Source organism: Actinomycetota bacterium (assembly GCA_005888325.1).
GTDB lineage: Bacteria > Actinomycetota > Acidimicrobiia > Acidimicrobiales > AC-14 > AC-14.
The window spans coordinates 155,368-175,791 of record VAWU01000023.1; the positions used below are offsets into that span (position 1 = coordinate 155,368).

Annotated in this window: 20 protein-coding genes; 10 read left to right on the plus strand and 10 right to left on the minus strand. The window is 71.9% G+C overall.

Annotated features, from left to right (window positions below; translation table 11 throughout):
- Positions 1 to 12 precede the first annotated feature (12 nt).
- Together E6G06_07930 and E6G06_07935 are read right to left on the minus strand one after the other, a co-directional pair.
- A complete protein-coding gene (locus E6G06_07930) occupies positions 13 to 1,137 on the minus strand; it encodes a hypothetical protein (GenBank protein TML92057.1) in 1,125 nt (374 codons plus the stop codon).
- Positions 1,034 to 1,885, minus strand: coding sequence for a ThuA domain-containing protein (locus E6G06_07935; GenBank protein ID TML92058.1), 852 nt, complete (start codon positions 1,883 to 1,885; stop codon positions 1,034 to 1,036). Before E6G06_07935 ends, E6G06_07930 begins: the two co-directional genes overlap by 104 nt.
- Between E6G06_07935 and E6G06_07940 the strand changes: the two genes are divergently transcribed.
- Positions 1,754 to 2,536 carry a glucosamine-6-phosphate deaminase gene (locus tag E6G06_07940; GenBank protein ID TML92059.1) on the plus strand — a complete coding sequence of 261 codons (783 nt, stop codon included), beginning with the start codon at positions 1,754 to 1,756 and terminating at the stop codon, positions 2,534 to 2,536. The genes E6G06_07935 and E6G06_07940 overlap by 132 nt on opposite strands.
- A gap of 12 nt (positions 2,537 to 2,548) precedes the next feature.
- Here E6G06_07940 and E6G06_07945 read toward each other — a convergent pair whose 3' ends face one another.
- Positions 2,549 to 3,601, minus strand: a complete 1,053-nt coding sequence (locus E6G06_07945; protein ID TML92060.1) for a radical SAM protein — start codon at positions 3,599 to 3,601, stop codon at positions 2,549 to 2,551.
- 850 nt (positions 3,602 to 4,451) lie between these two features.
- Here E6G06_07945 and E6G06_07950 point away from each other — a divergent pair.
- From E6G06_07950 to E6G06_07970, 5 genes are read left to right on the plus strand one after another with little or no spacing between them, the layout of a single operon-like run.
- Positions 4,452 to 6,356 (plus strand): ATP-binding protein, encoded by a 1,905-nt coding sequence (locus E6G06_07950; GenBank protein TML92061.1) that lies wholly within the window; start codon positions 4,452 to 4,454, stop codon positions 6,354 to 6,356.
- On the plus strand, positions 5,893 to 7,476 hold the full coding sequence (locus E6G06_07955; protein TML92062.1) for a hypothetical protein: 1,584 nt from the start codon (positions 5,893 to 5,895) through the stop codon (positions 7,474 to 7,476). The genes E6G06_07950 and E6G06_07955 overlap by 464 nt, the downstream gene beginning before the upstream one ends.
- Before the next feature lies 1 nt (position 7,477).
- Entirely contained in the window at positions 7,478 to 9,754 is a 2,277-nt protein-coding gene (locus tag E6G06_07960) for an SMC family ATPase (GenBank protein ID TML92063.1), read from the plus strand.
- Between the two features lie 37 nt (positions 9,755 to 9,791).
- Entirely contained in the window at positions 9,792 to 10,502 is a 711-nt protein-coding gene (locus E6G06_07965; GenBank protein TML92064.1) for a DNA alkylation repair protein, read from the plus strand.
- Complete coding sequence (locus E6G06_07970) at positions 10,499 to 11,272, plus strand: HAD-IIA family hydrolase (protein TML92065.1); 774 nt, start codon at positions 10,499 to 10,501, stop codon at positions 11,270 to 11,272. Before E6G06_07965 ends, E6G06_07970 begins: the two co-directional genes overlap by 4 nt.
- Here the strand turns inward: E6G06_07970 and E6G06_07975 are convergent.
- From E6G06_07975 to E6G06_07985, 3 genes are read right to left on the minus strand one after another with little or no spacing between them, the layout of a single operon-like run.
- The gene (locus tag E6G06_07975; GenBank protein TML92066.1) at positions 11,257 to 11,670 is read right to left on the minus strand and encodes a hypothetical protein; all 414 of its coding nucleotides are present in this window, start codon (positions 11,668 to 11,670) and stop codon (positions 11,257 to 11,259) included. The two genes, E6G06_07970 and E6G06_07975, sit on opposite strands and share 16 nt — an antisense overlap.
- The gene (locus tag E6G06_07980; protein TML92067.1) at positions 11,667 to 11,885 is read right to left on the minus strand and encodes a hypothetical protein; all 219 of its coding nucleotides are present in this window, start codon (positions 11,883 to 11,885) and stop codon (positions 11,667 to 11,669) included. Before E6G06_07980 ends, E6G06_07975 begins: the two co-directional genes overlap by 4 nt.
- Positions 11,886 to 11,888: 3 nt before the next feature.
- Positions 11,889 to 13,427 (minus strand): long-chain fatty acid--CoA ligase, encoded by a 1,539-nt coding sequence (locus E6G06_07985; GenBank protein ID TML92068.1) that lies wholly within the window; start codon positions 13,425 to 13,427, stop codon positions 11,889 to 11,891.
- 136 nt (positions 13,428 to 13,563) lie between these two features.
- Between E6G06_07985 and E6G06_07990 the strand changes: the two genes are divergently transcribed.
- Both E6G06_07990 and E6G06_07995 read left to right on the plus strand, forming a co-directional pair.
- The gene (locus E6G06_07990) at positions 13,564 to 13,938 is read left to right on the plus strand and encodes an HU family DNA-binding protein (protein ID TML92069.1); all 375 of its coding nucleotides are present in this window, start codon (positions 13,564 to 13,566) and stop codon (positions 13,936 to 13,938) included.
- 20 nt (positions 13,939 to 13,958) lie between these two features.
- Positions 13,959 to 14,294: a hypothetical protein gene (locus E6G06_07995; GenBank protein TML92070.1), complete on the plus strand. Its 336-nt coding sequence runs from the start codon at positions 13,959 to 13,961 to the stop codon at positions 14,292 to 14,294.
- A 75-nt stretch (positions 14,295 to 14,369) separates the two neighbouring features.
- On the opposite strand, the gene E6G06_08000 is transcribed toward E6G06_07995, so the two are convergent.
- From E6G06_08000 to E6G06_08015, 4 genes are read right to left on the minus strand one after another with little or no spacing between them, the layout of a single operon-like run.
- On the minus strand, positions 14,370 to 15,101 hold the full coding sequence (locus E6G06_08000; protein ID TML92097.1) for a PIG-L family deacetylase: 732 nt from the start codon (positions 15,099 to 15,101) through the stop codon (positions 14,370 to 14,372).
- Positions 15,102 to 15,109: 8 nt separating this feature from the next.
- Positions 15,110 to 15,721 carry a 2-phospho-L-lactate guanylyltransferase gene (gene cofC / locus E6G06_08005; protein ID TML92071.1) on the minus strand — a complete coding sequence of 204 codons (612 nt, stop codon included), beginning with the start codon at positions 15,719 to 15,721 and terminating at the stop codon, positions 15,110 to 15,112.
- A complete protein-coding gene (locus E6G06_08010) occupies positions 15,718 to 16,032 on the minus strand; it encodes a hypothetical protein (protein TML92072.1) in 315 nt (104 codons plus the stop codon). The genes cofC and E6G06_08010 overlap by 4 nt, the downstream gene beginning before the upstream one ends.
- Positions 16,029 to 16,883, minus strand: a complete 855-nt coding sequence (locus E6G06_08015) for a metallophosphoesterase (GenBank protein TML92073.1) — start codon at positions 16,881 to 16,883, stop codon at positions 16,029 to 16,031. Before E6G06_08015 ends, E6G06_08010 begins: the two co-directional genes overlap by 4 nt.
- Before the next feature lie 44 nt (positions 16,884 to 16,927).
- On the opposite strand from E6G06_08015, the gene E6G06_08020 reads away from it, so the two are divergent.
- Positions 16,928 to 19,285, plus strand: a complete 2,358-nt coding sequence (locus E6G06_08020; GenBank protein ID TML92074.1) for a hypothetical protein — start codon at positions 16,928 to 16,930, stop codon at positions 19,283 to 19,285.
- 48 nt (positions 19,286 to 19,333) lie between these two features.
- A complete protein-coding gene (locus tag E6G06_08025; protein TML92075.1) occupies positions 19,334 to 20,413 on the plus strand; it encodes an adenylate/guanylate cyclase domain-containing protein in 1,080 nt (359 codons plus the stop codon).
- Positions 20,414 to 20,424 lie beyond the last annotated feature (11 nt).

Below are 20,424 nucleotides of genomic sequence, written 5' to 3' on the forward strand. Positions count from 1 at the left end.
CCCAGCTCTGACTCAGAGCCAGTGGTCGAGGAAGGGGTACGCGCGTTCGCCGTTCCAACGGTGGCCGTCGTCGAACACGTCGTGCTCGAGGTGCGCGGCTGCGTCGAGCCGGTCGTAGACGCGCGCCAGCTTCGCCATCTCCGCGCGAGCGACGTCGATCGGGAAGAGGTCGTCGCGCGTGCCGCTCTCGACGAGCAGCGGTCGCGGCGCGATGGCTGCGGCCAGGTCGACGTGCTCGAGCCGGCCGAGCATGCCGTGGAGGACCTGTGAGCCACACATGTTCCACGCGACCGCCGCGCTGGACGCCCACGAGCTGAAGTAGCCGCTCACCACCGCGGCCTTGACGCGCGTGTCCCACGCGGCGAGGAACAAAGTGACGGTGCCGCCCACGGACAGGCCCACCATGCCGACCCGCGCCGGATCGACGAGCGGATGGGCGCAGAGCACGTCGAGCGCGCGGGCGAGGTCCCAGAGGTCGAGCGCGAGCAGGTTGCGTCCGAGCATCGCCGCGTGCACGTGGGTGAGATCGCACGCGTAGAGGTGGGGCGGGTTCCAATCCGCGCGCTCGCCGAACGTGCGCAGGTCGGTCGCCAGGACGACGTAGCCCCGCTCCGCGAGCTGGTGGCCGTAGTCGCTGCGGTGCGTGCGGATGTGTTCGCGCAAGCCATCGTCGCCACCGTCGACGGCGCACACCTCGTCCTTGCCCCGCCCGAGGCCGTGCTCGTGCTGGGCGAGCACGGCGGCCCCCGGTGTCTCGCGGTCGTGGGGCACGAGCAGCCAGGCGGGGCTGCTCAGGTGGTGCTCGACGTCGAAGACGATCTTGTCGCGCCGGTACCGACCGCAGTCCTCGCTGGAGACGACCTCGACCTCGGGCGGCACAGCCGACGGGAGCGGCCCGAGCAACGCCTCGAGCCGGGTCGGGAAGCGCTCCTTCCAGGCGCGCAGCTCGGCGACGTCGTCGAGGGGGACGGGGTCGTCGGGCTGCACGCCCGCGAGCTCGTGGAGGAAGTGGCGCCAGGGGGAGAAGTTCCTGCTAGTCGGCACCGCACGCCCAGGCCAGTCCGCCCGCCACGTGCTGCAGATAGGTCGGGCTCTCCCACGCCGCGGCGAAGTGCCCCAGCGTCGTCGAGAACACACGCCCGCCCTGTTCGGTGAAGCACCACGAGAGGGGAAAGCCGAAGTCGGGTCGTCGGGCGCCGGGCGCGTCGAGGTCGAGCTGCTCGACGGGCACGCGCAGCAGCACCTGCGCGTCGGGCCGGAGATCGCGGAACTGGTACACCTCGTCCCGCACCCGCCAGGTGGCGCCGAGGTGGCGGGTCGCGGGATGGTCGCGCCCGGTCACCTCGAGGTCGATCTCCTGGGTCCACGGATGGCCGTCGAAGCGCGCACCCACCAGCCGCCCGTAGTCGCTCCAGCCGTAGCAGGAATCGGTCGCGGCATGGATCGCGACGATCGCGGTGTGCCCGGCGCGCACGTTGGAGAGGAGCGTCGCGCGCTGGTCGGGGCTCCAGGGTGTCTCGCCGATGGTGAACAACGCCACCACGCGCGCCGCGGCCAGCTCGTCGACGGTCAGCTCGGTGACGTCGCCCACCCGCCGGTCGGCCAGGCCGGTCGCGTCCGCGATCTCGTGCAGCGCGATGGCGGACTGGTCGAGCACGCCGTGCACGCCGGCCAAGCCGTCGCGGTACGGGGCGCACTGGGTGACGTAGAGCAGCGTCGGCGCGGCCACGGCCCGACATGCTAAGCCGACGCGGTGATCAGCGACCGCCGGGTCGACCGGTTGTGGGTGCGGGTCTTCCCGTCCGCGCACGAGCTCGCCGTCGCCGCAGCAGCAGACGCCACCGCCGTGCTGCAGGCCGCGGTGGTCGGGCGAGGTGCGGCGCACGCCATGTTCGCCACCGGCAACTCCCAGCTCGGGTTCCTCGACGAGCTGGTGACGCGTGACGTCGACTGGTCGAAGGTCGTCGTCTTCCACATGGACGAGTACGTCGGCGTCGGGCCCGACCACCCGGCCGGCTTCGCGCGCTACATCCGCGAGCGCATCGGCGATCGCGTCCATCCGCGCACGGTGCACTACCTGCGGGGGACAGGCGATCCCGAGGCCGAGTGCGAGCGCTACGCCCGCCTGCTCGGCGAGCACCCGCTCGACCTCTGCTGCCTCGGCATCGGCGAGAACGGGCACCTCGCCTTCAACGACCCACCCGTCGCCGACTTCGACGACCGGCGCGACGTGAAGGTGGTGGAGCTCGACGCCGCGTGTCGCGCCCAGCAGGTGAACGAGGGCCACTTCGCGTCGATCGACGCGGTGCCGACCCACGCCATCACGGTGACCATCCCCGCGTTCTTGCGCGCCCGCCGCGTGATCGCCAACGTGCCCGAGGCGCGCAAGGCGGCTCCGGTTCGGGCCGCGCTGGAAGGGCCGGTGTCGACGTCGTGCCCCGCATCGGTGCTGCGCACCTGCTCCCACGCCCGGCTCTACCTCGACCGTGACTCGGCGTCGCGCCTGGCGGATCGCGAGGCGATCGCGCCGGGCTGACCCCGATGCGGGTCAGAGGTCGAGGGGGAGCTGTCGTGCCGCGGGCGGCGGTGGCGGGGCGGGTGTCGCCACGCGCGTGTAGCGCGACCGCGGCATCGAGGTCGGCCCGCGGCCGTGACGCCGCAACAGCCCACCGACGAGGTCGCTGAGCGCCCGCTGTCGGGCGTTCGGCGCGTAGGCGCGCGTGTAGAGGCGCTCGTGCTCGTCGACCAGGTCGGGCCGCTCGCGGTGCAACCAGTCGAACCAGTGCTCGCGCACGCCGGGCCGCAGGTGCAACAGCATCGCCGCGACCGACACCGCGCCGGCGTCGATGCACGCCCTCACCACCGCCTCCACCTGCTCCGGCGCGTCGGAGATGCCGGGGAGCACGGGCGCCACGAGCACCCCGCAGGGGATGCCGGCCTGGTTGAGCCGCGCGACCGCTTCGACCCGACGAAGCGGGTGCGGCGTGCCCGACTCGGTGGTGCGCCAGGCGTGCTCGTCGAGCGTGCCGATCGAGAGGTCGGCGCGCACGTCGGCGTGCGTCGCCGCCTCCGCGAGGACGTCGATGTCGCGCAGGATGAGCGTCGACTTGGTGAGGATCGAGAACGGGTTGCGCGCCTGGGCCAGCGCCTCGACGATGCCGCGCGTGAGCCGGTACTTCCCCTCGCACCGCTGATAGGGGTCGGTGTTCGTGCCCATGGCGATGTGGTGACCGGCCCAGCGCGCCGGCACCAGCTCGGCCCGCACCCTCTCGACCGCGTTCACCTTGACGACGATGCGCCGCTCGAAGTCGCTTCCGGAGTTCATGTCGAGGTACTCGTGCGTCGGACGGGCGAAGCAGTACGAGCAGGCGTGGCTGCATCCCCGGTACGCGTTGATCGTGTAGCGGAACGGGACGGGCGTGCCCTTGGGCACCTCGTTGATGATGCGGCGGGCGTTGACGTGCAGGAACTCCATGCCGCGGAACTCGCCCCGCCCGACGTGGCGCTCGACCACGTCGTCGAACAGCACGACCTGTCGCGCGCCCTGGTGGCCGGCGGACTCGCCGCACGGGTGGTCCTCCTCGACGGAACGCCAGCGCATGGCCGACTAGTGTAGCGAACGTACGTTCGATCCGGGCAACTGTCACACCCCTCTGGGAACCTAAGGAAGATGAGCACGACCCTCACGACAACCCCGGCCAGCGCGGGCGCCACGAGACCGAGCCCGGCGAGGTCGAGCCTCGAGGCCGCCGCCACCCGGCTGGCCCTGCTGCTCACCGCGTCGGGCGGCCCGGTCGACGATCGCGCCGACGGGCCGGGAGGGCTGGAGTACGAGGCCGTCGTCGAGCTGCGGCCCCTCACGCGCACCGCGCCGCCGGCCGACGTGTGGGCGGTCGACGGGGGGCAGGCGCTGGTCGCCGACGCCCGGTGCCTGCAGCTGCTGGTCACCCGGGCCGCGCGGGTGCGCTTCCGCGACGGTCGCTGCGTCCTCGAGGACGAAGGTGAGCTCCGCGCCGCGTTGCTCGGCGGCGGCGAGGGTCGCGCGGCCGCGGCCGGGCTCGGCGTCGCGGTGCCGCCCGACGCCTCGATCGACGTCAACCTCCTGCGCGACGGGTGGGAGTGGGAGGCGGTCGAGCGCTGCCTGCTCGACGCCGAGCCCGGTGCCCTCGTCCTCGTCGACGGCGACCTCCAGCCCGACTGGCGCATCCCGTCGACCTATCTCGCGGACCTGCTCACGGAGGCGTCGGCGAAGCGCGTGCTGCTCGCGGCCGTCACGAAGCGCTCCTCGCTGGCGCGCGGCGGTGCGCCGTTGCTGGGGCAGCTCGAGGTCGAGGCGGCCACCCGGTTCGGGCCGCGGGCGCTCTGGTGGGCGGCGGTCGCGCGCACACGCGCCGACGTGCGCGCCGAGTCGGGCGCGGGCCTGCAGGTCGTCGTGGCCCGGCTCGACCCCGATGCCCGCTTCGCGTTCCGCGTCGACCTGCCGGCCGACGCGGACCCCGAGGCCGCGCTCGGTGCGCTCGCCGCGCTGTCCGACGACGCCGCCTTCCCCGGCTACCCCTATCCGCTCACCGTGGCCGACCGTCTGGCCGCGTGCCCCGGCTGGCTGCGCCACGAGGTACGACTGCAGCTCGACGACCTCTTCGACCGCGCGGGTGTCCCCCTCGAGGTGCGGGAGCGCGCCTTCGCCGACCGCCACGACCTCATGGAGCGAGCGTGAGCGAGCGACCCAGAAATATCGCGCGAGCCGCCGACGAGCGACCTACTGCCACTGCGCGAGCGCGGCGATGACCACGACCAGCCGCGGGCGGCTGTTCGGCAAGAACGTGCTCGAGGGCGCGTTCCGGGCCGCGCCCGACGAAGACCTGTTCCTCGGCGAGCTGCTCGTCGCGGTCGACGACGCGACGAGCCGGCGCTACCTGTTCCGCATCGTCGACGTCACCTACGGCACCGAGCATCGCGAGCCGGGCTGGGCCGAGCGGGTGGCGGGCACGCTCCTCGCCGACGACGCGCGCGGCGACAGCGGCGCCCACCCCCTCTACGAGCAGGAGCGCCGCACGTACCGGGTGGCGAGCTGTCGGTGCCTCGGCTACCTCACGCCCGACGGCACCGAGTTCCGCAAGCCGAAGAGCCTGCCGACGCAGTTCTCGCGCGTCATCGCGCCCGAGGCGTCCGACTTCGAGTTCCTGCGCACGCGCATGGGCGACCTGCCGGTGGGCCGGCTGCGCAGCGGCGAGACCGAGGTCGACTTCGAGGTGGGCATCCCCGGCGCGTCGCTGGCGACCCACGTCGGCATCTTCGCCACCACGGGCATGGGCAAGTCCAACCTGATGCAGGTGCTGGCGGCAGGGGCCATGCGCGCCCAGGGCCGTTACGGCCTGCTGCTCGTCGACCCCCACGGCGAGTACCGCACCGCGCTGGCGCGCCACCCGTGGGCGGCCACCCGGCTGCGCACTTACGCGGCGCGGCGCCTGGCCAACACGTCGACCCTGCGCGTGAGCCTGGCCGAGCTGACGGTCGACGACCTCCGCACCGCCTACGAGTGGAGCCGCCCCCAGGAAGAGGCGCTGTTCGAGCTCGAGCGCCACTACTCGGGCACCGGAGGGTTGAGCTGGCTGCTCGACTTCTCCCAGGTCGACGACCTGCCCGGCTTCCGCGACGTCGAGCTGAGCAACCGCGTCGCGCTCAACACCCTGCAGGTGCTGCACCGTCGCGCCCGGCGCATCGTGGGCCTCGACTGCATCGCGGCCGACCCCAACGTGTCGGTGGGCGCCGCGGTCGTGGCCGACCTGCTCGAGGGCAAGGTCGTGCTCGTCGACGTCAGCGGGCTCGGCTCCACCGAGGAGGTGCTCGTCGCCTCGTTCCTCACGCGCAAGGTGATCGACCACTGGTCCGATGCGTACCTCAACGACCCCGACGCGCACGAGCGCATGCCCGTCGTGGCCGTCGTGCTCGAGGAGGCGCAGCGGGTGCTGTCGGCGGGCAAGGACCGCGAGTACAACCTCTTCCCGCGGGTGGCGCGCGAGGGCCGCAAGTTCAAGGTGGGGCTCTGCGCCATCACCCAACAGCCCAAGCTGCTCGACGACGAGCTGCTCAGCCAGTTCAACACGTTCTTCGTGCTCGGCCTGGCCGACGAGAAGGATCGCAACATCCTGCGCGGCTCCTCCAAGCAGGACATCAGCGCGCTGGGTCCCGAGATCCAGACCCTCATGCCCGGCGAGTGCCTCGTCGTCAACCTCCACGCGCCGTTCGCGGTGCCCGCCAAGGTGTACCTCTACGACGACCTCGTGCGCGCCACCGATGCTCCGCCCGCGCCGCGCCAGGTCGCCGCGCCCAACGTCGCCGCCCTGGTCGACTGACATGAGGGTCGCGGCCATCGGCGACGCGCATCTCGGGCGGTCGTACCTGCCGGTCACCACGGCCGAGGGGTTGAACCAGCGTGAGGTCGACTTCGAGCAGGCGTTCACCGACGCGGTCGACGTCGCCCTGGCCGAGGCACCCGACGTCGTCGTGTGGCTGGGCGACATCTTCGACCACCCGCGGCCGACGTACCGGTCGTTCCGCATCGTCCAGCGCGCGCTCACGCGCATCCGCGAACTCGGCGCGCCCGTCGTCGTGATCAGCGGCAACCACGACACGCCGCGCCTCCCCGGCACCGGCTCGCCCTACTCGGCGCTGTCCGACACGTTCCCCGAGATGCACTTCGCCCACCGGCTGCGGTACGAGCGCTTCGAGCTACCCGGGCTCGTCGTCCACGCGGTGCCGCAGATGCTCACCGTCGAGGCGACGGTCGACGCGCTCGACGAGGCCGACCGCGCCCGCAGCCTCGACCGCACCAACCTGCTCCTCACCCATCCCCGCATCAAGTCGGTCGAGCCCGCGCACGCCGACATCAACGAGATCGAGGTCGACGACGCGCTGCTGCGCTCCGACCTCGTGCTCCTCGGCCACTACCACTTCCACGTCGAGGTCACCAAGGGCATCTGGTACGCGGGGTCGACCGACACGTTCACCTTCGCCGACAACCCCGAGGCGCCCAAGGGCATCGTCGTGCTCGACACCGACACCGGCGAGTGCCGTCACGTGCCGATCGCGGGCCGGCGCCCGCTCGTCACGCTCGAGTCGGTCTACGCGCTCGGCCTGTCGCCGGCCGAGGTGCAGGCGCAGGTCATGGAGCGGGTGGCAACGGTCGAGGCCGGCGCGGTGGCGCGCCTGTTCATCGACGGGGTCGATCCCGGCGCCTACCGCCTGCTCGACCTCGAGGCGGTGCGCGAGGCGGGCGCGGCGGCCCTGCACCTGAAGGTCGAGCCGAGCTTCGTCAACGTGCAGCACATGACCGAGCTGCCCGAGCTGGCGTCGATGCCGGCCCAATGGGAGCGCTACATCGGCGAGCAGGACCTCACCGGCTTCGATCGTGAGCGCGTCACCGGCCTGGGCCGCGACTACCTGGCCCGCGCGGTCGAGGAGTCGACGGGCTGACATGCAGCTGACGCGTCTCTATCTGCGCAACTACCGCGTCTACGAGGACGAGCTCGACCTGCCGCTCCCGCCGGGCCTGGTGGGCATCTACGGCGCCAACGGCACGGGCAAGTCGTATCTCATCGAGTCGGTGCTCTGGACGCTCTTCGGCCGATCGCGCACCGACAAGCGCGACGTGCGCACGTCGGGCGTCAACGCCGAGTGCGTCACCGAGGTCGAGTTCGAGCACGAGGGCCACCTCTATCTCGTGCGCCGCACGATCACCGGGGTCAACAGCACGGTGAAGGCGGAGGCCCACGCCGACCGCCTCCAGGTGGCCGAGGGCATCACCGACACCCGTACGTACGTGCACTCCATCCTCGGTATGGACGACGCCGCTTTTCGGGCGTCGGTGTTCGCCGAGCAGAAGCAGCTGACCGCGTTCAGCCTGCAGGCGCCCAACGAGCGCAAGAAGCTCGTGCTCCAGCTGCTGGGCATCACCCCGCTCGACGCCGCGCGTGACCTCGTGCGCAGGGAGGCCCGCCTCACCCAGGAGCAGTTCACGCGCACACGCGACCTGCTCCCCGACCTGACCGGCCTGGAGGCCGCCGCCGCGGGTGCCGAGCAACAGGCGCTCACCGCCGAAGCCGCCGTCGCGCCGCTCGAGAACGCGCTCGTCGACGTCCGGAAGCAGCTCGAGGCGGCGCAGAAGCGCTTCGACGAGCTCGAAGGTGTGGGTCGCGAGTACGAGAACGTCACCACCGAGGGCAAGGGCGTGCGCGCCGAGCACGATCGCGCCGCCCAGCGGGTGGCCGCGCTCGAAGAGGAGCTGGCCGCGCTCGACGCCGGCGAGGCCCGCCTGCGCGAGCTCGAGCCCGACGCCGCCGGCCTGCCCGCCGCCGAGATCCGCCTGCGGCTGGTCGAGGCGCTGTCCGAGGCGGAGCGGAAGCTGGCCGAGCTCGCGGTCGGCGACGAGCCGCCGCTCCCCGACGACGCCGGGCACGAAGCCGCCCGCGCCGCGGCCGCCGCGGCGCGCGACGCGCTCGCCGACGTGGGCGGCCGCCTGTCCGCGGCGGTGGCAGACGCCAGCCGGGCGCGCGAGGCGGTCGACCGGTCGCACGAGCTGTCGGGCGAGGCCGACTGCCCCCTGTGCGGCCAGGCGTTGGGCGACGCCTTCGAGCAGGTGCAGGCGCACCGCGCCGCGGAGGTGGCCCAGGCCGACGAGCGGGCGCGCGCGCTGCAGTCCGAGCGCGTCGCTCTGGCCGAGTTGGCCGAGGCGGCCGACGGGCGCGTCCGCGCGCTGGCGACCGAGCTGAAGGCCGCGCAGCAGGCGCGCGCCGCGTGGGAGAAGGTGCGCGACCGGCACGGCGAGGCCGAGGCGGTGCGGGCCGAGGCGCTCGCGCAGCTCGACCCGCCGCTCCGCGACGGCGAGGCGGATGGGCTGGCGGCCGAGGTCGCGCGCCGGCGCCGGTCGGCGGAGGAGTGCCGGCGCCTCGAAGGGCGGCTCGAGCGACGATCGATCGCCCGGAACGAGCTCGAGACCGAGCGCGACCGTTTGGCCGGCGCGGTCGGACGCCTCGAGGCGCTGCGTGAGAAGGTGCGAGCGCTCGCGTTCAAGCCTGACGATCTCTCTGCCGCGCGCGCGGCGCGCACCGAGGCGGCCGCCGCCGTCGAGGCGGCGTCGTCCCGTGCCCAGGGCGCGCAGCTGCAGGCCGCGCAGGCACGTGCGCAGGCACAGGCCGCGGCCGAACGGCTCTCCGACGGGCGCGCCCAGCACGAGCGCATCGCCGAGGTGGGGGAGGAGGCTCGTCATCTCGGCCGCACGGCCGAGCTCATGGGCACGTTCCGCAACACGGTGGTCGGCGCGGTCGGCCCCCGGCTGTCCGCGCAGGCGGGCGAGCTGTTCGCCGAGCTCACCGACCACGAGTACGACGACCTGCAGGTCGACCCCGAGACCTACGAGATCCGCATCGTCGACCGCGGCATCGACTACGGCATGGACCGCTTCTCCGGCTCCGAGACCGATCTGGCCAACCTGGCCCTGCGCGTCGCCATCAGTGAGCACGTGCGGTTCCAGTCGGGCGGCGCCGTGGGCCTGCTCGTGCTCGACGAGGTGTTCGGCTCGCTCGACCCCGATCGCAAGGCGCGCATGCTCATGGCCCTCGAACGCCTGCGCGGTCGCTTCCGTCAGGTGCTGGTCGTCACCCACGACGCCGACATGAAAGAGGAGCTGCCGAACGCCATCGAGGTGGTGGAGACGGCACCCCGACGCGCCACCGCGCGGGTGGTCGGCGGCTGACGCGGGCTGTCGCCGGGCATCGTACGGTACTGCATGCATGCCCACCTCAGCACTGACGTCGACGCTGCTCGCCCGGCTCAGCGCCGCGTTCGAGTCGAGCCGCGACGACGAGCGCGCCCGGTCGATGTCCGCCTACATGCGCGACCGGTTCCCGTTCGTCGGCATCCCCACGCCCGCACGCGTCGCCATTCAACGCGAGGCCGTGGCCGGCTTGCCGGCGCCCGGCGAACGCGACCTGGTCGCGTTCGCCCTCGCCTGCTGGAAGCGGGCCGAGCGCGAGTACCAGTACGCCGCGTGCGGGTACCTGCGCAAGCACGTGGGCCGGTGCTCGGCCGGGTTCGTCGACACCGCCGAGCGCCTGATCACCACGAAGTCGTGGTGGGACACCGTCGACGAGCTCGCGCAGAGCGTCGTCGGACCGTTGGTCGCCGCCCATCCCGAGCTGCGCGCGACGACCGACCGGTGGATCGATGCGTACGACTTCTGGTTGGCCCGCACCGCGATCCTGCATCAGAACCACTCCAAGGTGCGCACCGAACCCGACGTGCTGTTCGGGTACTGCCTGAGGCGTGCCGCGGACCCCGAGTTCTTCATCCGCAAGGCCATCGGCTGGGCCCTGCGCGAGTACTCGAAGACCGACGCCGAGGCCGTCGAGCGGTTCGTGCGGGAGCACCATGACGAGCTCTCCGGGTTGTCGCGCACCGAGGCGCTCAAGTGGCTGCGCCGCCGGGGTCGCGTCGGGGCATGACCTGGATCCTCGACCTCGACGGCGTGGTCTGGCTGGGCGCGGAGCCCATCCCCGGCGCGGTCGACGCGATCCGGCAACTGCGCGCCGCGGGCGCACGCGTCGTCTTCCTCACCAACAACTCATCCGCGACCCTCGGCGACTACGTGGCCAAGCTGGAGGGTCTGGGCATCTCCGCGGACGCACGCGACGTGCTCACCTCCGCCCAGTCCGCGGCCCGGCTGCTCGAACCGGGCACGACCGCGCTCGTGTGCGCGGGCCCCGGTGTCGACGAGGCGCTCCGGGCGCGCGGCGTGGCGACGGTGCGCGACGGCAGGGCCGACGCGGTCGTGGTGGGCTGGCACACCGACTTCGACTACAGCCGGCTCACGGCTGCCTTTCGCGCGGTGCACGCGGGCGCCCGGCTCATCGGCACCAACGACGATGCGACCTACCCGACGCCCGACGGTCTCCTGCCGGGAGGCGGGTCGATCCTGGCCGCGGTGGCCACGGCCGCCGGCGTGGTGCCCGAGATCGCGGGCAAGCCGTACGCGCCGATGGCCGCGCTCGTGCGCGAGCGCGTCGCGCACGACGAGGCGCAGTCGGACGGAGCCGGGCGCGGCGTCCTCGTGGGTGACCGCGTGTCGACCGACGGCCTCATGGCTGCCCGGCTCCAGCTTCCGTTCGCCCTGGTGCTCACTGGCGTCACCACCGCGGCCGACCTGCCGGTGACACCGGCGCCCGCGTTCGTGGCCGACGACCTGGCGACGCTCGTGCGTCAGCTTTCGACGTAGACCCAGCGCTGCTCGGTGAGGGGCGCGCGGCGGCCGGCGCACGTGTCGTCGACGACCGTGAACTCGAGCCGCGCCTTGTTGGGCGCGGGCGTGCCGCTGACGCGCACGGTGTAGCGGCCCGGCTGGGCCCCACAGCTCCCGCCGCGCACCGTGAACGTGCCGTCGCGCAACTCGAAACGGCCGCCGACCGGCCCCGCGCCGGCCAGGAGGAAGAAGTCGCCGCTGTCGCGCAGTTGCAGGCTCGAGCCGTGGACGGTGCGGTAGATGCCTGCGATCTGCGTCGTGCGCGCCGGTACACCGGGGGACGGCGGCACGACGTTCGTGTTCTTCTGGCTACATGCCGCGGTTGCGACAACGAGCACGGTCACCAGCGCAGGCACGATGACGCGGCGGCTCACGGTTCGAGCACCACCTCGGGTCGCTGGTCGATGACAACGAGCCGGGCGGGCAGGCCGAGCGTCTCGACCGCCGTCATCGTCAGGTGCTCGGCGCGCACGGCCACCACGTCGCCCTTGTGGGGGCCGGCGACGATCGTGAGCTCGAGGCGCACCGCTGTGCCCTCGCTATCGGCGGCATCGACGACGATCGCGTCGTACGTGCCGTCGGCGAGCACCGATCAGCCCTCGGCCGGCGTCGCGAACTGGTCGCGCAGCTCGCGCTTGAGCACCTTGCCCGCCGGGTTGCGGGGCAGCAGATCGGTGAAAACCACCCGGCGCGGGAGCTTGTAGCGGGCCATGCGCCCGTTGGCGAAGTCGATCACGTCCTGCGGCGAGAGGTCGACGCCCTCCGCCCGGACCACGACCGCGACCACCGTCTCACCCCACTTCGCGTCGGGCATGCCGATCAACGCGACATCGGAGACCGAGGGGTGGTCGATCAGCACCGACTCGACCTCGGCCGGGTAGATGTTCTCGCCACCGGAGATGATCATGTCCTTCATGCGGTCCTTCAGGAACAGGTAACCCTCCTCGTCGAGGACGCCGAGGTCGCCCGAGTGGAACCAGCCGCCGTGGGTGATCGCCTCCGCGGTGGCGTCGAACCGGTTCCAGTAGCCCTTCATCACGTTGGGGCCCTTGACGACGACCTCGCCGATCTCGCCCGGCTTCACATCCTCCATCCGGTCGTCGACCACCCGCACCTCGGTGAACATCGGTGGCAGGCCGGCGGAGCCGACCTTGCGCAGCGAGTCCTGCTTGGGCAGCAGGGTCGCGAACGGCGCGGTCTCGGTGAGGCCGTAGCCCTGCACGAACGGTATGCCGCGTTCCTGGTAGAGGCGGATGAGGGGCTCAGGCACCGGGGCGCCCCCGCAGATGAACGAGCGCACCGACGACAGGTCGCGATCTGCGAAGCCCGGCACCTGGCTCATGAAGAGGAACATGGCGGGGACACCGAACATCGACGTGATGTGGTGCTCCTCGATGAGGTCGAGCACCTTCACAGGATCGAACGCCCGCAGGAGCACCACGGTGCCCCCCTTGAGCAGCGTGATGAGCGTGGTCACGTTGAGCCCACCGATGTGGAAGAGGGGGGCGCACACGAGGGTGATGTCGTCCTCGAGCGTGTCGAAGGCCAGCGCGGCGTTGATGTTGTTCCACAGGATGTTGCCGTGGGTGAGCATGGCGCCCTTGGGCCGCCCCGTCGTGCCCGAGGTGTACATGATGATGGCCACCTCGTCGGTGTTCACCTCGTTGTCGATCGCCAGCGCGGCTGCGCCGGAGACCACGTCGTCGTACACGAGCCAGTCGCCGCCCTCTGACGCCTGCAGCGCCAGGAAATGGCGCACGCTCAGGTCGGCGCGCACAGAATCGACCAGCTCGATGAACTCCGCACCCACCACCATCGTGTGCACCCCCGCGTCGTCGACGATGAAGGTGAGCTCGGGACCGGCCAGGCGGAAGTTCAAGGGCACGAAGACCGCGCCCAGCTTGCCGCAGGCGAAGAGCACTTCGAGGAACTCCGGGACGTTGATCGTGAGCACCGCGACACGATCGCCGTGGCACACACCGAGGTCCGACAGCGCCGTCGCGCACCGGTCGACCTGCTCGTTGAGCGAGCGATATGTCCATGATCGACCCTCGAAGACGAGCGCCGTGCGCGCCGGCGAGAGCTCCGCGCGCCGCGTCAACCAGTAGCCGATTCCGTTGTTCCGTGCCATGTGATCATCCTTGCAAAGTGGGGTTGCATCCGCATGTTGACGCCGAATCCGTTGTAGAACAACGGGAAGTGCTTGACTCTTGCGCTGCATTCCTGTCGGATAATGCGCGTACTTCACGACACGCCAGGAGGTGTTGGTGAACAAAGCCGAACTGATCGACCGGGTTGCCGGTGCGGTCGGGGTGGAGAAGAACAAGGCCGAAGGGGTGCTCGACGCCTTCTTCACCACGATCACCACTTCGGTGAAGCGTGGTGACAAGGTAGCGTGGCCCGGGTTCGGCTCCTTCTCCATGTCGCAACGGGCGGCGCGCACGGGTCGCAACCCGCGCACCGGTCAACCGGTGGCGATCAAGGCTTCGAAGGCCATGAAGTTCACGGCCAGCTCGACGCTGAAGACCGCACTCAACTCGAAGGGCGCGGCCACCAAGGGCGCGGCCAAGAAGGCCACCAAGAAGTCGGCGCCCAAGAGGGCGTCGGCGAAGAAGACCAGCAAGTCCCCCAGAAAGCGCTGACGAAAGGGCGGGAGATCCGCATGGTACTGAAGAAGGCATCGACGGCTAGGAAGGCAGCGAAGCGGACGACCAAGAGGAAGTCCCCTGCCAAGAAGACGGCGGCCCGGAAGACCACTGCACGGAAGACGACCGCACGGAAGACAGCCAAGAAGGCGACCAAGCGGAAGTCACCGGCACGCAAGACGGCTCGCAAGGCCACCAAGAAGCGCAAGAGCCCGGCCCGCAAGGCGTCGGCGACGAAGCGGAAGTCGACCGCCCGGAAGTCACCGGCGCGCAAGACGGCCAAGAAGTCCACGGCGAAGAAGGCGCCGGCCCGCAAAACCCGCAAGCGGAGGACCGCAGCCAAGAAGCGGTAACCCGCGGGTACAAAGTCACAAGCGAACGAGGGGCCCGACGGGCCCCTCGTTCGCGTTCGTGCCGTCAGGGCGCCGCTAGAGCTCGGTGATGATGCGGAAGCGCTCGCCCAGCTCGACGCGCGCATCGGCCCTGTGCGCATCGACAGCGTGCTCCGCGGCCCGTGCCGCGACACGCGCTCTGAACCGCTCCACCTGCGCCTCGTCCGCGGGGTCGTCGATGTGATGGGTCGAGCGGAACTGGCTGCGATGGGCAAGGAGCGCGCGCAGCTTGCGCTCGAGCGACGCGGTGATGTCCTCGGTGTGGTTGGGCTCGTCTGCCTCCCACAGCAGCAGCGCGCTCGGCCGGTGCGGCGCGGGACCGAGGTCGGGGAAGAAGTGGGGGTCGCGCGCCGCCACGATGGCGTCGGTCACGAGGAAGCCGGCCTGGCGGTGGTCGGGGTGCAGGCGGTAACGCCGCCATGGGTCGTGACCCAGCACCACGTCGGGTTGCAGACGGCGGATCCAACGCACCAGCTCGCGTCGCTCGTCGATGCCCGCCTGCAGCTCACCGTCCGTGTAGCCGAGGAACACGACGTCGTCGCCTGAGCCACCGAGCGCGCGCGCCGCGGCGCGCTGCTCGTCCTGGCGGGTGGCGACGAGCTCGGCAACGGGCTCGTCGGGGTCCCACGAGCCCTTCGACCCGTCGGTGCAGACGACGTGCATGATCGTCGTCCCGTCACCGGCCCACTTGGCCAGCGTGCCGCCGCATCCGAACTCGACGTCGTCGGGATGGGCGCCGACGGCCAGCGCGCGCGCCGGTCGTCGGATGTCGAGGCTCAACTCGACGTCGCCTCGACCGGGAGGAGGTCGGCGGGCCAGTCGACGTCGTAGCCGAGCAACGGCTCGCGCACGACACGCAGCCCCAGACCGAGGCGGCGGGCCTGCGCCCCGTGACGGCGGAACGACCCCGGCCCGTACGTGAAGCGGAAACCGGCGTCGGTCGGCACGCACACGACGTTCGTGCCGTCGTCGAAGCGGTCGGGCACGAGCGTCACACCGGCGAACCGGGCAACCCAGTCGACCGCCCCTGCGAGGGGCAGGTCGCCGTGGGCCACGATGACGCGGCGGGCGCCCGCGTCGTGCAGTTGGGCCACTCCCTCCTGCACCGCCCGGTTGAGCCCGCGTCCGGGCTCCCACACCACGCGGGCACCGTGGGCGCGCGCCCAGTCGGCCACGTCGGCGTCGTCGCACACCACTGCGGTGGGCAGCGGCGCGCACGCCGCCAACACGTGCTCGGCCATGGCGCGGGCCAGCGCAGCACGTGCGTCGGGGGCCAGCGCCGGCGCCAGCCGCACCTTCGCCTGGGCGAACGCCTTCACCGGCACGAGCACGGCGACCGAGCCGATGCGCGCCGCTGCGCTCCTCGCTGCGCTGCGGTGCTCGCTCATGCCGTCACCTCGAAGGTGCGCGTCACGGGCTCCTGGCGCAGGAACTGGGTGATGCGGACGAGCGCCTCCTGCACCCCGCGCGAGGCGAGTGCGTCGTCCATGGCCTCACGCGACTCCCAGCGCGACATCGCCATCCCGTCGACGAGGCCGCCCGCGTTGCTCGTGACGTTGATGAGGAGCTCGATGCCGAGGCACCCCGGGAGGCCGGCGAACGCGGGTCGCACGTCTTCGAGGAAGAGCCGCCGAACGCGGTCGACGTCGGAAGGATCGACCGCGCTGGAGAAGTGGCGGACGACCTGGGTCGCCATCACGCTCGCCAGGAGCTCTTCGAGAACATGCCCGCCAGTGCGGGGCTCGTGAAGAGCGACATCCGCCCCCGGTCGAGCTCGCCCGCCAGCCGCTCGCCCGCGCCCGGGTACTTCAGCGTCACCCGCACGGTCGTGTCGGTCACCTCGATCACGTTGTAGGACGGCCGGGTGTAGCCGCGGAGGCGGTGCGACGACACCGTGCCCGAGTTGACGAGGAGGACGTGGTCGAGCAGCCAGACGTGGGGCACGTGCTTGTGCCCGGAGAGCGCGATGTCGACGCGCAGCTCGGCGAGCAGCGCGAGCACGTCGCCTGCATCCCACACCGTGTTGCGCTCGCGGCCCGTGCCCGGCACCGCCACGAGATGATGGTGGAGCACGAAGACACGAACGTCGGCGTCGACCGCGAACTGCTCGCGGATCCACGGGTAGCGCTCGCGGCCCACCTCGCCCTCGGCCAGGTCGGGCTTCGACGAGTCGATGGCCACCACCGAGACCCTCATCGGACGCTCGCGTCCGTGACCGGTGAAGTTCACGCGGGTGACGCGATCACCCTTGCCGGTGTCGCCGACACCGAAGGTGTCCGCGAAGTGCAGGTAGCCCACGTTCATCGAGTCGTGGTTGCCCGGGACGACGAGCGTGTTGAGCCCCGCCTCGAACAGGGGCTCGAGGTGGCGCTGCGCGTCGCGGAACTCGTGCGCGTAACCCTCGGCGGTGAGGTCGCCGCCCACCACGACCAGGTCGGGGTCGAGCGCGATCACCTCCTTCACGCCCGCCGACAGCAGCTCGGCGTCGAACGAGGGCGAGCCGCAGTGCAGGTCGGAGAGCTGGGCGATGACGAACGCCTCGCGGGCCACTGACCAGGCAGTCTACGGGAGGCTCCCACCACTAGGCTCGCCGCGTGGGCTTGCGCGCCTGGGCGCTGCGGCGGGTCATGGGCCGGTTGCGCATCACCGACGACATCGTCAACTACCTCTCCACCTTCCAACGGCTGGGGGAGAACTTCGAGGTCCAGCTCCCGGGTGAGCTGTTGCCGGTCGGCGCGCGCACGTTGCTGCGTGCGCTGCGGACGCGGTCGGCTGCGCAGCTCGGCGTCGACTGGGTCTGGCCGTACTGGCTGCACCGCCAGCTCGATCCCGCCGCGCCCGCGTTCGTGCCGCGCGGTCACCTTCCGTTCCTGGTGAACCTCACCCAGCGCAATTGGACGATGGTCGGCAACGTGGGCTCGCCGTGGGAGCCGATCGTCGACCCGCGCGGGCTGGTGACGCCCTGGTTCGACGGCTGGTCGCTCGACTGGTGGATCGGAGCCGACGACCGTTGGCATCTCCCGTCGCGTGAGATCGCGGTCCGTCAACGGCTGGTCGGTGCCGCGCCGGTCGTCGAGACGGCGATGCGCGTGCCCAGCGGTGATGCGGTGCATCGGGCGTACGCCATCCAGGCGGGGGGCGAGGGTGGCGAGCTGGTGGTGGTCGAGATCGAGAACCGCTCACCTCTACCGTTCGTCGCCGCCCTCGCGGTGCGGCCGTACAACCCCGAAGGCCTGGCGGTGGTGGAGCGCATCGGGCTGGTGGACCGCACCGTCACGGTCGACGGCCGGCCCGCGCTGTTGTTCCCGAAGGCGCCTGCTCGCCTGGCCGCCTCGACCTTCCACGGCGGCGACTCCGCCGTCACGGTGATCGACGGCCGGGCCGGCACCGCGTTCCCGAAGCGCCTGAAGTGCGAGGCGGGCCTGGCCCAGGCGGCCTTCCTCTTTCCGGTCGCCCATCGCGCCACCCTGCGGGTGGCGTTGCCGATCGTGCCCGTTCGCCGCACCCGCCGCCGGGGATTGGCGCGGCGCCGAGTCGAGCGCCTCCCCGAGCTGCCCGAGACGCTGCCGCCCGCGGCCGCGGTCGCGACCGGCTGGGAGGCCCAGACGCGTCGGGGAATGCGCCTCGAGCTGCCCGACGCCCGGCTGAGCGAGGCGGTCGAGGCCAACCGGCGCTACCTGCTCCTCCTCCACGACGGCGACAGCATCACTCCGGGACCCGCCACCTACCACCGCTTCTGGTTCCGTGACGCCGCCTATCTCCTGTCCGCCCTCGACCACTTCGGCTTCCACCGCGAGGTGAGCGAGGTGCTGGCCTCCTACCCGGGGCGCCAGCACGTCGACGGCTTCTTCTTCAGCCAGCGCCAGGAGTGGGACGCCAACGGGGCCGCGCTGTGGACGCTCGGGGAGCACTGGCGGCTGACGCGCGACCGGGCCGTCCTCGAGCTCACCGCGCCTGCGGTCGCCCGCGGCGTGCGGTGGATCGAGCGCAAGCGCCACGCCCGCCGGCGCCGGCGCGACCCCGAGCTGCGCGGCCTGCTCCCGGCCAGCATCTCCGCCGAGCACCTCGGGCCGTTCGACTACTTCTACTGGGACGACTTCTGGGCGCTGGCCGGCCTCCGCGACGGTGCCGCCCTGCTTTCGGCAGCCGGAGACGAGCTCGGCGGGGACCAGGCGCGCCAGTGGGCGGCACGCATGGCCGCCGATCTCGATGCGTCGCTCGGGCTGACGGCCACGCGCCTGGGCACCCAGGCGATGCCGGCCGGCCCCCGCCGGCGCATCGACCCCGCGATCATCGGCTCGCTGGTGGCGTGCCACCCCCTCGAGCTGTTCGCGGTCGACGACCCGCGGATCGTCGCGACGGCGGAGACCGTCCGCACCCGGTTCTGTCACGGCGACGCGTTCTTCCAGGGCATCAGCCACACCGGGCTCGGCACCTACCTCACGATGCAGCTGGCCCTGGTCGAGCTGCGGGGCGGCGACAGGCGCGCCCTCGACCGCCTCGCCTGGCTGCTGGGCGCGGCCACACCCACCTGGACCTGGCCGGAGGCCATCCACCCGCAGCTCGGCGGGGGGTGCATGGGCGACGGCCACCACGGCTGGGCCGCGGCCGAGCTCCTCTCGTTCGTGCGCACCATGCTCGTGCGCGAGGTGGCGACGACCAACGGTGGCGCGGGCCTCGCCCTCTGCTCGATGCTCCCGGAAACGTGGCTCGGGCAGAGCATCGAGGTGCACGACGCCCCGACCCACCACGGCGTCATGTCCTTCGCCGTGCGCTGGCACGGCGAACGTCCGGTGCTCCTGTGGGAGCTCACGCCGCACGCCGAGGGGCCGGGCGGCCCGGTGCGGATTTGCGCGCCGGGGCTCGACCCCGCGTGGTCGTCGTCGGCGCGGACGGGCGAGGAACCACTCGACCCGCCCCGGCCGCGCCGCGAGGCACAGCGATTGTCATGAGCGAGCACCGCAGCGCAGCGAGGAGCGCAGCTCCCATGTGGCAGATCGGTGCACCGGCCGAGGAACGAGGACGGTGAACCGGTGAGCGACGAACGGGCGATCCTCGATGCCGTCGATCGGTTGCTCGTCCCCGGGGAGAACCGCTACACGCGCGCCGAGCTCGCCCGCCGGGCGGGGATCGATCCCGACGAGGCGCGGCGGTTCTGGCGGGCGATGGGCTTCCCGGACCCACCTGACGACGACGCCATCTTCACCGACACCGACGTCGCGGTGCTGACGTCGTTCAACCGCTTCCTGGACGACGACATGGTCGATCCGGAGGTCGCCCTGCAGATCACACGCGTTGTGGGCCAGGCGATGAGCCGCGTCGCGGAAGCGGAGGTGGCCGCCGTGCGGGAGCGGCTCGAGGCGCTGGGCCTGATCGACGGGCGAACCGACGAGGAGATCAGCGCGGCGGTCGTGACCCGATCGGCCGCGTTGCTGCCTGCGATCGAGGGTCTCCTCGTCTACCAGTGGAGGCGTCACCTGGCGGCGGCCGCGCAGCGCGTGGTGATGACGCGGCAGTTGGGCGACGCGGGTCTCTCGCTCGCGGTGGGCTTCGCCGACATGGTGGGCTTCACCGCGCTGAGCCAGCAGCTCGAGGAGCGCGAGCTCGCCCAGGTGGTCGGGCGTTTCGAGGCCCTGGCCTACGACGCCGTCGCGGGCCACGGCGGGCGCATCGTCAAGATGATCGGCGACGAGGTCATGTTCGTCAACGAGGAGCCCGCGGCCGCAGTCGAGACCGGTCTCCTCCTCGCGGAGGCCTACGGAGAGGACGAAACCGTGTCCGACGTGCGGGTGGGGCTGGCCCACGGCCCAGTGCTCGGGCTCGAAGGCGACTACTTCGGGCCCACCGTCAACCTGGCCAGCCGGATCGTGAACATCGCCTACGCGGGGTCGGTGGTCGTCTGCGCGGAGATCCAGACGCGCCTCGCCGACGACGAGCGCTTCGTGCTGAGGGCCGCCCGCCCTCGCCGCCTCAAGGACATCGGCCTCACCCCGCTCTGGGTCGTGCGTCGCCCCGACCAGCCCGCGAGGCGGTTCCCCGACGCAGTGGTGGAGCGCATGCGGGCTCGCCGGGGGCACTGAGCACGACTCGG